At 55.2% G+C, this 15368-nt stretch carries 15 protein-coding genes and 1 riboswitch; of the genes, 9 read left to right on the forward strand and 6 right to left on the reverse strand.

The window, feature by feature from the left end:
* The first annotated feature begins 60 nt into the window (after nt 1-60).
* Complete coding sequence (locus VMX96_04000; GenBank protein ID HUU63067.1) at nt 61-198, forward strand: hypothetical protein; 138 nt, start codon at nt 61-63, stop codon at nt 196-198.
* A gap of 6 nt (nt 199-204) precedes the next feature.
* Here the strand turns inward: VMX96_04000 and VMX96_04005 are convergent, their stop codons facing one another.
* The 6 genes from VMX96_04005 to VMX96_04030 all read right to left on the reverse strand — a co-directional run bounded on the left by VMX96_04005 (nt 205) and on the right by VMX96_04030 (nt 6964).
* Nucleotides 205-2028 carry an acetyl-CoA carboxylase carboxyltransferase subunit alpha/beta gene (locus tag VMX96_04005; protein HUU63068.1) on the reverse strand — a complete coding sequence of 608 codons (1824 nt, stop codon included), beginning with the start codon at nt 2026-2028 and terminating at the stop codon, nt 205-207.
* Nucleotides 2029-2053: 25 nt separating this feature from the next.
* Nucleotides 2054-4354, reverse strand: coding sequence for a DNA translocase FtsK (locus VMX96_04010; GenBank protein HUU63069.1), 2301 nt, complete (start codon nt 4352-4354; stop codon nt 2054-2056).
* Nucleotides 4355-4438: 84 nt separating this feature from the next.
* Nucleotides 4439-5011, reverse strand: coding sequence for a uracil-DNA glycosylase (locus VMX96_04015; protein ID HUU63070.1), 573 nt, complete (start codon nt 5009-5011; stop codon nt 4439-4441).
* A gap of 29 nt (nt 5012-5040) precedes the next feature.
* Nucleotides 5041-5406, reverse strand: coding sequence for a sulfite exporter TauE/SafE family protein (locus VMX96_04020; protein HUU63071.1), 366 nt, complete (start codon nt 5404-5406; stop codon nt 5041-5043).
* A 15-nt stretch (nt 5407-5421) separates the two neighbouring features.
* On the reverse strand, nt 5422-5796 hold the full coding sequence (locus tag VMX96_04025) for a sulfite exporter TauE/SafE family protein (GenBank protein ID HUU63072.1): 375 nt from the start codon (nt 5794-5796) through the stop codon (nt 5422-5424).
* 436 nt (nt 5797-6232) lie between these two features.
* Nucleotides 6233-6964, reverse strand: a complete 732-nt coding sequence (locus VMX96_04030; protein HUU63073.1) for a hypothetical protein — start codon at nt 6962-6964, stop codon at nt 6233-6235.
* Nucleotides 6965-7566: 602 nt separating this feature from the next.
* Nucleotides 7567-7670, forward strand: a riboswitch (TPP riboswitch).
* A 128-nt stretch (nt 7671-7798) separates the two neighbouring features.
* Between VMX96_04030 and thiC the strand changes: the two genes are divergently transcribed.
* The 8 genes from thiC (at nt 7799) to speB (ending at nt 15288) form a co-directional block, all read left to right on the forward strand.
* Nucleotides 7799-9094, forward strand: coding sequence for a phosphomethylpyrimidine synthase ThiC (gene thiC, locus VMX96_04035; GenBank protein HUU63074.1), 1296 nt, complete (start codon nt 7799-7801; stop codon nt 9092-9094).
* A gap of 36 nt (nt 9095-9130) precedes the next feature.
* Complete coding sequence (locus VMX96_04040; protein ID HUU63075.1) at nt 9131-9925, forward strand: sulfide-dependent adenosine diphosphate thiazole synthase; 795 nt, start codon at nt 9131-9133, stop codon at nt 9923-9925.
* Nucleotides 9926-9938: 13 nt separating this feature from the next.
* Nucleotides 9939-11189 (forward strand): competence/damage-inducible protein A, encoded by a 1251-nt coding sequence (locus tag VMX96_04045; GenBank protein ID HUU63076.1) that lies wholly within the window; start codon nt 9939-9941, stop codon nt 11187-11189.
* 528 nt (nt 11190-11717) lie between these two features.
* Nucleotides 11718-12419, forward strand: coding sequence for a hypothetical protein (locus VMX96_04050; protein HUU63077.1), 702 nt, complete (start codon nt 11718-11720; stop codon nt 12417-12419).
* 98 nt (nt 12420-12517) lie between these two features.
* A complete protein-coding gene (locus VMX96_04055; GenBank protein HUU63078.1) occupies nt 12518-12706 on the forward strand; it encodes a helix-turn-helix domain-containing protein in 189 nt (62 codons plus the stop codon).
* A 53-nt stretch (nt 12707-12759) separates the two neighbouring features.
* Nucleotides 12760-13233 (forward strand): adenosylmethionine decarboxylase, encoded by a 474-nt coding sequence (speD, locus tag VMX96_04060; protein HUU63079.1) that lies wholly within the window; start codon nt 12760-12762, stop codon nt 13231-13233.
* Between the two features lie 148 nt (nt 13234-13381).
* Nucleotides 13382-14404, forward strand: coding sequence for a deoxyhypusine synthase family protein (locus tag VMX96_04065; GenBank protein HUU63080.1), 1023 nt, complete (start codon nt 13382-13384; stop codon nt 14402-14404).
* Nucleotides 14401-15288, forward strand: coding sequence for an agmatinase (gene speB / locus VMX96_04070; protein ID HUU63081.1), 888 nt, complete (start codon nt 14401-14403; stop codon nt 15286-15288). The genes VMX96_04065 and speB overlap by 4 nt, the downstream gene beginning before the upstream one ends.
* Nucleotides 15289-15368: the final 80 nt, after the last annotated feature.

Genomic DNA, 15368 nt, shown 5'->3' on the forward strand with positions numbered 1-15368 from the left:
GGGGGTTGATTGATACTATTGCAGCAGTCTCCGAATAATAACTAGAGGCTCATTTTTCCCATGAACGAAAAGACCAGGCAGGAGCGGCGCGAGAATCGCCTGCGGAAGAAACGGGAAAGGATGCCAAAGCACGGCAAGAGCCTGGCGAGAGTATATCGGGATGCTGTCCTCAAGCGGCTGAGGGGCAAGGCGAAGTAAGCGAGGCTATCCGTCCCCCGGTAACGGTTCCTTCTCCTCTTCCAGGGGAACCTCCTCCGCCCTCGAGGGGAGATACTCCTTTAACTCCTCCAGCCTCTGTGAGAGGAATTCCTGAAGCTGAGCGCTCTCCTTGGAGATGGCAACGCTCACACGAGAGCTGTAACGCCCCATAGCGCGAAACTTGTTGGAGCGCGCCCTTACCAGCCTGGCAGCAGAGACCCCTTGCACCTGAACCAGCTCATTTAAGAGAAACTTCTTGAGCTGGCGCGCTGCCTCATCGGGGGCGACATGCGCCCCTCCCCGGGGCTCAGGCACCAGCACATCCACCACGCCGAGCTTTATACAGTCCTCAGAGGTGAGCCTCAGGGCAGGGGCTACCTCATCCGCCCTGCTCGCGTCTCGATAGAGCAGGACAGCAGCCCGCTCCGGAGGGATCACCGAGAAAATGGCATTCTCCATCATGAGGGTGCGGTCGGCAACCCCGAAAGCAAGCGCCGCCTCGCTGCCCCCCTCACCAATGATGGCAGCGATTATCGGCGTGGGCAGGTCAGACATCTGGGCCAGGCATTGGGCGATAGCGCTCCCTATCCCCCGCTCCTCAGCCTCCAGCCCGGGATAAGCCCCCGGGGTATCGATTAAGGTGATAACGGGGAGCATAAACTTGGCTGCCAGGCTCATCGCCCGCTGCGCCTTGCGGAAGCCCTCAGGGTAGGGCCGCCCCGATTTCCCCTGCTCACCATGGCCCCTCTCTTGAGCGATGATCACCACCGCCTCGCCACCGATGTCCCCCAGGCCACATACCACGGATTCATCATCGCCGTAGCAGCGGTCGCCGTGAAGCTCGATAAAGCTCGTGGTAATCCTGCCAATATAGTCCAGGGAGGTGGGTCGCTCCGCATGGCGAGCTAGCTGGACGCTCTGCCATGCCGACTCGCGCTCCGGAACTATCGGGGGATAGGGTCCGAACCTCCTCCTCCGGGTCAGTCGATACTTGGAAGAGAGCAGGTCGAGCAGAATGGCCAGTAAATCACGCTGCCTGGTGCGTTCCACGATACAGTCAATCATCCCATGCCTCAGGTGAGACTCAGCGGTGTGAGAATCCGGGGGAAGCTCCCTGCCCTCGGTCTCCATCACCAGCTTTAAGGGGGCGAAGCCGATAAGGGCATGGGGCTCGGCGATGATGATGTCGGCAAGGTTGGCAAAGCTGGAATAGACCTCCCCCGTGGTGGGGTTGGTCAGCACCGATATGAAGGGAAGGCCGGCAGCATATAACTGCTTGGCTGCCGCCGACGTCTTCGCCATCTGCATCAGGGAGAGCACCCCTTCCTGCACGCGGGCACCCCCACTGGAGACCACCGCCACCAGCGGAAGCCTCTTCCTGAGGGCATGCTCAAAGGCAAGGGTCACCTTCTCCCCCACTACGCAACCCATACTCCCACCCAAAAAGCCGAAGTCCAGCACTACCAAAACCGTAAGGGTGCCCTCGATCTGGCAAACGCCGGTAACCACTGCCTCGGATAGGCCGGTCCTCTTCTGCGCATCGAATACGCGCTTCTTGTAGGAGGAATCCCCGGAGAAAGAGAGGGGGTCAAGGGATGCCAGAGAGCGGTTTATCTCTATGAAGCTGCCGCTATCTGCCAGAAGCCCTATCCGCTCGTAGGCGGGGAGAAGATAATGAAACTGGCAACCGGGACAAATGCGATAGCGCTCAAAAAGCTCGGCAGAGGTAAGATCCATTCCGCAATAGAGGCAGTTCTCTATTTCAGCCAGCACCCCTCTCTGCGCCATTTCCCGGCGCCGGCGGCTAATCCGTTCGAAAAATCCCTTCATCAATTTACCTAAAACCTCCCTTCATTCACTCCCCCTGCACCTTCCGCGACTTCCCCGGCTCCCCCGGGGCAACCACGCCCTGCTGCTCCAGGATGTCCATAATCCGCGCCGCCCGCGGGTAGCCGATGCCCAACCGCCTTTGCAGGAAAGAGGTGGAAATACTGCGATGCTCCATGGTGAGACGCTTCGCCTTCTCCAAAAGGGGGTCCTCATGGGAGACGTCGGCAGATTCCTGACCCACTTCCTGAACCAGTTGTGAGACATAGGCCTCCTGCGGTTGCTGGCTCACCCAGAAGCTTACCAGCCTCTCTACCTCGGCCTCGGTAACAAAGCTTCCCTGGAGCCGCTTCGGTTTGGGAGCATCGGGGGGCAGAAAGAGCATGTCCCCCCGACCCAGTAGCTTCTCGGCACCGCCGGTGTCCAGGACGGTACGCGAGTCCACCTGTGAGACCACCGCAAAGCTGATGCGCGCCGGAAAGTTGGCCTTTATCAGGCCGGTAACCACATCCACCGAAGGGCGCTGGGTGGCGACAATGAGATGAATGCCGGTGGCTCGAGACAGTTGGGCAAGGCGGCACAGCATGCGCTCCACCTCCTCAAGGGCGGTAGCCATCAGGTCAGCAAGCTCATCGATGACCAGCAACATGTGGGGGAATGGCCTCTCCACCCTGGGACTTTTATTATAGGCAGTAATATCCTTTGCATTCACCGCAGCCATCATCTCGTAGCGATGGTCCATTTCACGGTTGAGCCACTTCAATGCCGTCACCGCCTTCTCCCGGTCCACGATCACCGGGGTAATCAGATGGGGCACATTGCTAAACGACACCAGCTCCACCCTCTTGGGATCGACTAGGATGAGGCGCACCTCATCCGGGCTGGCAAAAAGCAGAATGGTGATGATTACCGATGTTATGCACACGCTCTTGCCACTTCCGGTGGCACCGGCGATCAAGAGGTGGGGCATCTTGACCAGGTCGGCGACCACGCTCTCCCCCGAGACCCCCTTGCCCAGGGCCAGCGGAAGCTTGGTCTTGGACCTCAGCTTTTGGAAGGGAGCGCTCTCGATAATAGCCCTCAGGCCTACCACACCAGCTATACTATTGGGCACCTCGATCCCCACCATTGCCTTCCCCGGCACCGGGGCCTCGATCTTTATCGAGGGGGCGGACAGGGCTAATGCCAGGTCATTGGCCAGGGAGGCGATGCGCTCCACCTTGACCCTGGTCTTGGAGACCTCCTCAAGGCGAACACTGATATTGCCATCCCTGTCTTTTTCCTTTATCTGCTTGAACTTGCGATCCCAGCCAGGCTCAACGCCGTACTGGGTGACGGCGGGGCCAACATTCACCTGGACTACCCTGGCCTCAACACCATAGCTCGCCAGGGCTTCCTCAATGATCCGTGTCCCCCGCTCCGTGTCCACCTGGACCGGCTCGGCCTCCGGAGCTCGCTCCAGCAGGCTGAGGGAGGGAAATTGCCATCTCCCACCCGCTTCCGCCACCCTTTCAACTGTTTCAATCTTTTCGCCCGCTGCCCCAGCTGTAGAGGGAACGGCCTCGGCTATCCTGTCCTTCTCAGGTTCACCAGCTACGGAAGGCGTCGCCTTGGGCTCAACCGCCCTGGGTGCTCCATACCCCACCCCCGCCACCGGCGCGGCGGCAGGCCTGGCTGGGCGCTGCGGCGGGGAAATCCTGGTGCGCTTCAGGGGATGACGGCGGTAAAATGCCCGGGGCCAGCATGCCAGGCGCCAGAGGTATCTATGGAGCGGATAGCGATGATAGGAATCCGCCAGAGCACGGAAAAAGCGCACGGACATGCGCCAGCTCCCTCGAGGCGCCACCAGAAATATGCCCACAATAACGATGCCGGCAAGCCTCAGCGCACCGATGGCATTGGGAGTTCCGATAACTGCCCTGCCAAACCCTCCCCCCAAATCGAAGAAGGCAAGAAGCCCGAAAATAGCGACACAGAAGGCGATGGCCCCCAGCCATCGGTTCCAACGATGCAGTGCGAGTGAAGAAGCGATGGCCCTGAGCGACCGGTTCCCCCTTTGCAGAAACGCGGTAACCTGCTGCCGCCAAGTAATAAAGATCAGCAGCAATACCACCAGAACGGCTACAAGAATAACCCCGTAACCCAACGCCCCAAACACAGCATCCCAGGCGGTGCTAAACCCAGAGACTACTTGAGAACGGAAGATAAAAAGCAGCGCCAGCGCGATGAACAGAACCAGCAGCAACATCACCGGGCGCGAGAATAGATTGCGCCTGGTGCGAGAAGGCCCCCCCACCGCTGTACTCTTTGCCTGTTTAGCCCTTGCCATGCTCTTTACCCGGCACGATAGATGCGATAATTCTAAACCCAATAATCCCGCCCTAACGGCTCGAAAACTTCGCCATGTCTCTTCCTAGAACATGGATAACTGCTCCGGTTTATGCTCCTCTTCCACCACCTCCGCAGCCTGAGCCATAAGGGGAGGGATCTTGAGCATATCCTCCATGATGACCTGGCGCAGGCTCTGCTGGTGCAGCGCCGCCGCAGGGTGATACATGGCAAAGTAGATTATCCCATCCCTTTTTTGCGCTTTGCCGTGGACCTTCCCTATGGCATCGCCGGGGAGGAACTGAGCCAGCGAGTGGCGCCCCAGGGTAACGATCACCTTGGGGCTGATGAGTTCTATCTGACAGTCGAGCCACTTGCGGCACGCCCTTATCTCATCGGGCAGCGGGTCGCGATTTGAGGGCGGTCGGCACTTAATCACGTTGGCGATGTAAACATCCTCACGCCTCATTCCGATGGATCGGAGCAGCTCATCGAGGAAATGACCCGCAGGGCCCACGAAGGGACGCCCCTGCTGATCCTCATGCCAGCCCGGGGCCTCACCGATGAAGAGCAGGTCGGCATCCTCAGCGCCCTCGCCGGGCACCACCTGTTTCCTATGCCGGGATAGCTCACACCCCTCACAACGGGCGATTTCCATGTATAGCTGGCTCAACGCACTCACAACGCCTAACCCTCCGAACGCCAACCTCTAATCGCCATGAAAAAGCCCACCATGATTATGACACCACCCACAATCTGGCGCAAAATCGATGCATCCAGCACGTCCGCCACCATACCCCCGACAAAACTAAAGATGACTGCTGCGGGTATGATCCATAGAGCCATCCTGAGCCTGACATTATCCTGGCGATAATGGGTGACCGTGCCTACCAGTGCCATTGCACTTATCACCGCCAGGGATACTCCCTGTGCTGTATGCTGCTCAACATCCATTAAAAAAACCATGCCCGGAATCAAGATCACCCCTCCCCCTACCCCCAGCATCCCACCCAGCGTTCCTGCCAGAAGCCCAATCCCGATAGCTATGCCCATACTTAACCGCTCCAACTAGGGGTTTACGATCATAAAAGTGCCCACGACCACCAAAAAGATACCGAATATCCACCTGAGCTGCTTAGCCGGCACCCTCATCATCAATCTGGCTCCCAAAACCACCCCCACTAAGCCGCCCAAAGCCAGCCCCAGGATGACCCCCCAATCCACTTGCCCCGGAATATATCCATGGACAGCATAGGTGATTGCGCCGACGAGGGCGATGGGAAACACTACGGCTAGAGAGGTGCCATGTGCCTGATGCTGCACCATGGCCAACAGCCCCACCATCAAAGGCACCAGGAACACCCCGCCACCCACACCCGTCAGCCCAGCGAGCATCCCGGCAGCGGCGCCGATCAGGAGGGATATGAGGACCTTCCTTCCCAAGCACACCCACCTTTACCTTTCAAAGGATGATAGCACAGCAATATAGCTTAGTCAATTGAGCCTTATGCATAATATTATGTCTAGTATTTATAGCACTATTGAAACAACACAATGAGTACATGGAGGCAATAAGTCTGGTGGATGGGATATGTAAGCTAGAACTTAAGGCAGGGATTTGTCGGCATTCTTGTAGATAGTAGCACGAAGACCAACAAGGTGAATGATCATCTCATCTGAAGTACTGTCATAACTGTACACAATCCGGTACTTGCCTATCGTCCGTTTTAGAAACCCGCTTAGATTCTCGCGTAACGGGAAATGCACAATCTCCATGCGATGTTCCCACATCCAATCAATCTTCTTCATCAGACGCTTTGCATCGTGCCCTGTAATATCGTTGAAAGCGTCGGGGTCAAACAGGAGTGCCATTATATTGTCAAAAGTTTAGCTTCTTGAGAACTTCGTTGGCTGAGATAAGAGAACTATGTTTAAGTTTAGACGATCGTAATAATCTTTCTTCTACCTCTGGTCTTAGTTCAAGACCTGCATCTGGATCGGGCAATCTCTCTTCGAGTTCCTCAATTAGGGTGCTAAGGCGCAAGATGTCCCGTCGCAATGTAGGGATTTCAGCCAGACTAGTAGACCTTGCTTGAAGGATGTAGTTATATTGATCGGCGGGGAAATCATCCTGATCTTGAAAAGGGCCAGAATATGGAACCATGGCAGGCTCTTCAAGTCGCTGGAATTCGACGCTAAATAAGGGTTCATTTAGGGTAATAGGTACTGGCTCTGGTCCTACATTCAAGAGGTTTAGTGTTAATCGACCTCTATACCCAGGATCAAGCTGTATTCCACCAAAGGCAATAATACCACGCCGAGCAAAAGCAGAGCGTATTCCAAATCTCCCACAGATATATAATGGAACTTTGATTTTTTCAAGGGAGATAACGCCAACCATTTGCCCAGGCTGGATATTGTAACTGGGACCAGTTTTAATTAAATCAATTACCTCCCCAAGAATCGCTGGACTAATAGGAGCAGCGAGGACCTTAGAACCGAGGAGGAGATCATACGTTGCAGGTTGAACTAGATTCTCATTAAATGGATCTATTATCAAATCTCTACTTTTTACAATCTCAGCGATTTGCTTTCCGGATAGCGTACTCATATGCTCCTCCTTTTCGCCTCTGGTATTCTCTGATTGCTTCTATATGGACCTCACTATAAATTCTCCAACCCCTCCAATCTCTCTTTATGGAAGGTATAATGCCAAGAACTTCCCATTCGTATAGCGTCTTTTTTGATATATCGAGAAGTGTACATATTTCCTTAGGGCCATATTCGCTTGGTGATCTGTTAATAGGCATAATGTCTATCCTAGGATCTCATTTAAACTTATATATTTTACAAGGTTACTATATTTACAGTATTTTATATACTTAATATATTTAGTATACTTAATAGCATTAATTTTGTCAAGCCGATATTTGCGGAACGATAAACTCTGTCAGGCCACCTTCCTCACTAATCCACCGTTGCCTGTAGCTAGCACCTGCGCTTGGAATACAATCACAGACATGAGACAATGCACTTTTACCTTGCGAATACCACGAACCCGAATACTATTTAGTTTACGATGCCCCTTTAATCGCCCAAACAATCGCTCCACACTAGTACGGCGATTATAAATAAGCTGAAATTCAGGTGTTTCAGGATACGCATCAATTGAATATTCCCGTTGCAATTTTACTCGTTTTGTAGTACTATTATATTGCGCCGCGGGGGAGCGTAAGTGCTGAGAAGCCGATATATCGGCTAACCCCTCGAACCTGATCTCGGTAATGCGAGCGTAGGGAAGCGGGTTTATCAAGACCAAGGGTCTGGAACCGAGTACCTAGGCTCTTGGTTATTTTGTTTTAAACGGCATAAAAAACACAACCCCAAAGCGGGTAGAGGGTTTATGGGGCTGGCAAACAGCCAGTTCTAAAAGAAGGAGGATGAGGTGACGCAGTTAGAGTTAGCAAGGAGCGGGAGCATATCGCCTGAGATGAAACTTGTCGCCGAGGCGGAAGGTGTATCTGCAGAGTTCATTCGGCAGGGGATCGCCGATGGTAATATAGTGATCCCGGCAAATCTAAACCACCAGCTCAGCCGGTACTGTGGCATAGGTAAGGGGCTGAGGGTGAAGGTCAACGCCAATATCGGCACCTCATCGGACTACGGCGACATGGAGAGCGAGCTGGAGAAGCTGAGGGTCGCTATCGAGTATAAGTCAGATACGGTGATGGACCTCAGCACCGGGGGCAACATAGGTGACATCCGCCGTGCCATCACCAAAGAAAGCGCCATCCCACTGGGGACCGTACCCATCTATCAGGCGGGAATCAATGCCATCGAAAGGAGGGGGGCGATTGTAAACATGACCCCCGATGACCTGTTCGGGGTGATCCAGGAGCATGCCTCGGAGGGCGTCGATTTCGTGACGGTGCACTGCGGGGTCACCCGCGCAGCGATTGAGCGGCTGAAACGCCAGGGAAGGGTGACCGATATCGTCTCGCGAGGGGGAGCGCTCCTCCTGGGCTGGATCATCCATAACGGGCAGGAGAACCCGCTATATGAGCAGTATGACCGCCTGCTGGAGATCGCAAGAAGGTCCGATGTGACGCTGAGCTTGGGCGACGGGCTGCGTCCGGGCAGCCTGGCCGATGCCACCGACAGGGCCCAGGTTGAGGAGCTCATCATACTGGGAGAGCTGGTGGAGCGTGCCTGGGATGCCGGGGTCCAGGTAATAGTGGAGGGTCCGGGGCATGTACCGCTGGACCAGATTACCACCAATGTCCAGTTGCAAAAAAGCCTGTGCAAAGGGGCCCCGTTCTATGTATTGGGACCGCTGGTCACCGATATCGCTGCCGGCTACGACCATATCTCGGGCGCCATCGGCGGTGCCATCGCTGCCCTGGCGGGTGCCGATTTCCTGTGCTATGTAACCCCCTCGGAGCACCTCGGACTCCCCGACCGGGATGATGTGAAGGAGGGAGTGATAGCCTCCCGGATTGCCGCCCACGCCGCCGATATCGCCAAGGGGGTAAAGGGCGCCCGTGAATGGGACCGCAGCATGTCCCAGGCGCGTAAGAGCCTGGATTGGGAGGAACAGGTGAGGCTGTGCCTGGACCCGGAAAACGCACGGCTGGTGCACGGAGAGCACGCCACTTCAGGGAATGCCTGTAGCATGTGCGGCGAGCTATGTGCCATGAAACTGGCATCCGACTTCCTGGTTGTTAAATCAGTAAAGTGCTAGCTATGGATATACCAAACAGGACTTTTGGAGGAGCTTGTGAAGATTGATGATATAACCATATCCAAGGCGATAACAGAAAGCTTTATGAAAAGCTTTATCGATGCAATGGAGGTGGACGTGGCTATCGCTGGGGCAGGACCGGCCGGTATGACGGCTGCTTACTATCTGGCAAAAGGGGGGGTTAAGACAGCGGTATTTGAGAGGAGTTTGAGGGTTGGCGGTGGCATGCCGGGAGGGGGGATGATGTTTAACCGCATCGTGGTACAAGAAGAGGGCAAGAGGATATTGGATGAATTTGACGTCCAAACGACGGAATACCAAAAGGGCTACTATATTGCCGATTCTCTAGAGACCATCTCCACTATCTGTTCAAAATCAATAAAGGCCGGGGCAAAGATATTTAACTTGATCGGCGTCGAGGACGTGCTGATCAGGGAAGGCGATAAGATTACTGGCCTGGTGCTGAATTGGAGTGCTACTTCACTGGCAAAATTGCATGTAGACCCCCTGGCTATAAGATCGAGGATGGTGATAGATGCTACCGGGCATGAAAGCGATATCTGCCACATAGTGGTGAAGAAGCTAGGGGCAAAGTTGAGAACAAAAACAGGCGAAGTAATGGGAGAGAAACCGATGTGGGCAGAAGTCGGGGAGAAAATGTTAATAGAGAACACCAAAGAGGTGTATCCAGGTTTAATAGTCGCCGGGATGGCGGCTAACGCTGTTTTCGGCTCTCCCAGAATGGGGGCTATCTTTGGCGGGATGCTCCTCTCGGGGAAGAAAGCGGCGGAGGTCGCTGGGCAAATCCTTCAAAAGCCTGCCACATCGTAGAGGAGAGGAATAGATGAAGGCTGAAATAGTCTCCATCGGCACCGAACTCCTCTTGGGAGAGATTACCGACACCAATGCCTCCTACCTGGCCTCACAACTGCCGCTACAGGGAATCGACCTCCTCTGGGTCACCCAGGTGGGGGATAACCTCAAGCGGCTCACGGAGTGCCTGGAGCGGGCCTGGGGCCGCTCCGATATCGTGCTCACCACCGGGGGGCTGGGGCCCACCGATGACGACCTCACCCGTGAGGCCATAGCCGCCATGCTTGGCGAGGAGCTGAGCGTGGACCCGGAGCTGGAGCGATGGCTGAGGGAGCTATTCTCCTGTCTCGGCTTCCCCATGCCCGAAAACAATATCAAGCAGGCCACCCTCATCCCATCGGCCCGGGCCATCCCCAACCACTCGGGCACCGCACCCGGCTGGTGGGTGGAGAAAGGGCGAGGGGGGCAGGGAGAACCAAAAATCCTGATTGCCATGCCCGGCCCGCCATCGGAGATGAAGCGCATGTGGGAGACGGGGGTAGTGGGGAGGCTGAGGGAGCTGCTGCAAGGCGAGGTCATTCTGTCACGGACTATAAAGACCCTGGGCATGACCGAATCGGGCACCGCCGAGGTGGTAAAACCCCTGCTATCATCCAACAACCCAACCCTCGCCGTATACGCCAAGACCGACGGCATTCACCTGCGCCTGACCGCTAAAGCCCCAACGAGGGAGGAGGCGGAGGTTCTGATCGCCCAAAGGGAAGCCGAGCTCCGCTCCCTTCTCGGCGATATCGTCTGGGGCATCGATGAGGAAACACTGGAGGAACTGGTGGGGGCGCTCCTTGTACAAAGGGCGCTCACCCTCGCAACGATGGAATCGTGCAGCGGGGGGCTACTAGCCAGCACCATAACCGATGTTCCCGGAAGCTCGAGATACTTCAAAGGGGGGCTGGTCGCCTACACCAACGAGGCTAAGATCTCCTACGGTGTAAGTCCCTCACTCATCGCCCGGCACGGCGCCATCAGCCCCGAGGTGGCTGGGGACATGGCCAGGGCGGCACGGGAGCTGCTGGGGGCCGACATCGGGGTTGGTATCACCGGGGTAGCCGGCCCCACCGAGGATGAGGGGAAGCCTGTGGGCACCGTCCACATCGCCATCGACGATGGAAGGGAGAACAGGCCGGTCCTGGGACATTACCCCCCCATGCGACACCAGGTGAAGCGCCGCGCCACCTATCATGCCCTTTTTGAACTGAGGCGATCGCTGCTCTCCATGAAGTAGTCACCTATTAAGTCCCATGCACCCTTTTACCGGGACGCTAAGCACGCAAATGCTGCGGCGAACGCCGCCCCTCTATCCATTTTATTAAGGCCATAGCGGGCTCATAACTACTACTCGGTGAGCGGACCAAACCTCAATCCGTGAGGCCAGATTCAAAAAGCCTAATCATTGGTGCTAATCTAAGCGAATCAGCTTAGCTTTGCGTTCTACTCTTTATTAAGGGGTAATCATCCGGCAAGGGGTCATCATCCGGCTTGACCGGATGATCCAGGAAGCATGCTGAGCCAGTTTCTGGATTGCCTGATCTCCGAGCAAAGCATCGGAGTCCGATATTTCATTCGGACAAGTCGGGCAATGACAGGTACTGTAGCGATCGCCCTTGCCAGAGTCATCATCCTCTCCTCCTTTTTTCTTTTTTCTGGGGGTTAGGCTGGCCGACGTCGGCCAGCCTAACCGTGGATACACGGATTAAGGACCAAAGCGGAGGGCTTGTCATGCTCCGCGAGATCTGATATTTTAAGATTCTCGATGAGACCGGATTTTATCAGGCTGATGGTTTTGTGGCGTGTGGTTATCGCCTTAATTTTTATATTACCGCTTTGCCCAATCGGCTCTCTCCCGGCAGCAGCCTGGAGCGCGGAGGATTATTTCCAGATTAGCTATGAACCGGTTAGCTACAGTAAGACCGAAATCCACGGTGACGAGGTTTTCTATGCCACAATCCAGGGTAGCGCGACCTGTACCAATGACCTGCCACTACCGGTAAGTGAAGCCAGGATCAACGCCCGTGTCATAGCCGAACATACTGAGAGTGGCAACAGGGTGACGCTAAACTCCAGCTATACCACAACAATAGAGCCCTTCCCCGACAGTGCTGGTGAGACGATTGAAATAAGCAGGATTATCCCCCTGCAATTCCCTGCCCAGAGTGAATCGGGCGATTACCGTATCACAGGGGAAATCGAAGAAGCTAAAGTAAAGGCTATTTTGTGGTGGATTGACGTCCCCGGTGACATTAGCCAGGACCAGCCTATGGGCTCGCTAAGGTATATCGCCGAGGGTGAGTCGCCCACGCCCAGCTTGACCCCTACGGTAACGCCAACCGCAACGTCGGATCTTTCCACAGCAGCTGGCTTGGGTATAGGAACGTGGGTTGGCATCGGGATTGCGATCATTATATTCATAGCGTCGATTGTGGCAATCTGGCTTATAAAGCGGCGGAGGAAATGACAAGGTTGTAAAGTATTGCATTATGCTGAAAAGGATGCTATTATCAGCAAAACGTTGGTGTCCCGATATTAGGGGCAAAAAAGGGGGACTGGTTATTTGTGGACGAAGGTGAATTATTGTCCGTAGAGGAGATGACCAGAATCCTGAAGGTGAGTAGGCCCACCATCCAACGGTGGTGCCGCGACCGTAAGCTTCCTGCGGCAAAGATCGGCAAAGCCTATCGCATCAGGAGAGAAGACCTGGACAAGTGGTACGAGGGTAAGCTTATCGAAGCAGTGAAGCAATAGTTGGGCCTTTAAAATCTATTAAACTCCACTCTCTCCAGTAAATGGAGGGGTGGATGTGTTTTGTTTGTTCGTCCCAGTCGCTAAAGCCAAGGTTTCTTCCCAAAAGAACACCTGTTAAGGGCGAAAAAAGAAAGGGGGTTGAAATGCACCTGATTATCGATGGTTTTGGGGCCAATCGCAAGACGCTGGAGAGTGAAGACCTGATATTCGAGATCCTGGATAACTACCCATCCAGGATCGGGATGACCAAGGTGGCACCACCACAGGTCTTTAAATATATCGGCTCAAAACCCGATGATTGGGGGATATCGGGCTTCGTGCTTATCGCGGAGAGCCATATCAGCATCCACACCTTCCCCGATAGATGTTATGTCAATATAGATATCTTCTCCTGTAAGGACTTTGACTCAGAGCAAGCGATCAGGGATCTCAAGGACACCTTTGAATTCGACAAAGTGGACACCCACCTCCTAAATAGAGGCCTGGAATACACCAATATAGAAACGGTAGGCTCTAAGGCAACATAGCCTGCTGGCCCTATTCGACGTAACTGGAGAGTAACCAGACATCGTTTTAGGAGGCCAGGGAGCCGCGCCGGGCATAGTTCGAAAAACTGGAGCAACAGACTTAACGGTGGGGATTGTCTCTCCTTGAAGTAGCGACGAGGACGAAAAAGTGCATAAAAACGAAAGGCCGGTCACCCCTTTCCCCATCTCCCCGGGATGCTCCGTCACCGAGCTGGTTCAGCGGATGGCGGGGACATCCTTCCAGGCAAGAAATATAGCGCTCGGCGTTGAGATATGGTCGCAAATGCTGGAGGGGGAGCGCACTATACTTCTGGGACTTGCCGGAGCCATGGTACCCGCGGGCATGCGCCAGATTATAGTCCACCTCATCGAGAATCGCCTCATCGACTGCCTGGTATCGACCGGCGCCAACCTCGTCCACGACCTACACGAGAGCCTGGGAAGACTCCACTGGCAGGGAGATAGCTGTACCGACGACCGGGAGCTGGCGAACTCTAATGTCTATCGCATCTATGATACACTCCTGTCGGCTGAGGAGTTCGACCAGACCGAGAATTTTGTAATCGACTTTTCCTCCTCCCTGGAAAAGAACCGGGCCTACACCACCAGGGAGTTTTTCTTTCTACTGGGCCAAGCGCTCTTGAGCCAGGGGAAGGAGGCAGGTATACTGACCACCGCGGCCAAAGCCAACCTCCCCATCTACTGCCCGGCACCAGCAGATAGCGTCTTTGGCACCGCGCTCGCTGCGGCGCGGGTGAAAGGGAAAAGCAGCCTCCTCTTCGATGTGATTAAGGATACCGTCGAGTTGATCCAGGTCGTCTGCTCCGCTCCCTCCACTGGTGTGATCTTCATCGGCGGCGGGACCCCGAAGAATTACATCCAGCAGGTGGAGCTTTGCGGCGATATCTTCGGCAAGAAGCTTAAGGGGCACCAGTACGCCATCCAGGTCACTACCGACTCCCCACAATGGGGGGGCTTAAGCGGCTGCACCTTCGACGAGGCCCGCTCCTGGCGCAAGGTCACCACCGATGCGGCTACCGTCACCATAAACTCCGATGCCACCATCGCCCTTCCCATCATGGTAAGTGCCCTTAGCGAGAGCTGCGCCAGGATAATCCAAAGTAGAAAGAAGCCCTGTTTCATCCTGGGAAAAGAACTAGTAATCCGATGAGCCGTGAACCCTTTTACCCCCCTCGAAACTTCGCCGCCCTCCCCCCCCAATATACCGACTTTGAAACATCAAAGGTGGTGATCCTCCCCATCCCCTACGACAGTACCACCACTTGGCGGAGCGGCTCACGGGATGGCCCCGTGGCAATCATCGATGCCTCTCAACACCTGGAGCTCTATGACCATGAGCTTGACCGGGAGAGCTACCTGGTGGGGATTCATACCCTCCCCGAACTCCAGCCCTCCATGAAGGGGCCGGAAGAGACTGTGGAGCGGGTCTATGAGGTGGCCAGGGAGCTTGTTAAAGGGCGAAAATTTGTGATAATGCTGGGTGGAGAGCACTCGCTCACCGTGGGCATGGTGGGGGCATTCAGGGAGCGGTTCGATGGTCTCTCGGTATTACAACTGGACGCCCATACCGACCTCAGGGATGTGTATGAGGATTCAAGATACAGCCACGCCTGTGTGATGCGGAGGGTTCTGGAGTGCTGCCCCATTGTTCAGGTGGGAATCCGCAGCCTGAGCCAGGAAGAGCACCTTTTCCTTACTCAGAATCAAATGCACCCCTTTTTCGCCCAGGGGCTTCCTTTGGATGAAGAAGCTATCGTCTCCGCCCTCTCACCGGATGTTTATATCACCATTGACCTCGATGTCCTCGATCCGTCGATCATGTCAGCGGTAGGCACCCCGCAGCCTGGGGGCATGAGCTGGCACGAGCTATTGAGGGTATTGCGGCGGGTGGCGGAGCAAAAACACATCGTAGGCTGCGACCTGGTAGAGCTCTGCCCCGGGGAGGGGCCCTCATCCTGTGCCTTCCTCGCCGCAAAGCTAGCCTACAAGCTCATCGGTTTCCTGTCCCTTTCGCCCCAGCCCAAAGGCTACTAAAAGCCTGCCTCCACCTTCAATTCTATTCAAGGCTGAGGGTATGTGTTTAATAGCCATAAGCCATGAGCGGTTAGGCTGGC

It is taken from the genome of Dehalococcoidia bacterium (genome assembly GCA_035528575.1).
GTDB lineage: Bacteria > Chloroflexota > Dehalococcoidia > E44-bin15 > E44-bin15 > DATKYK01.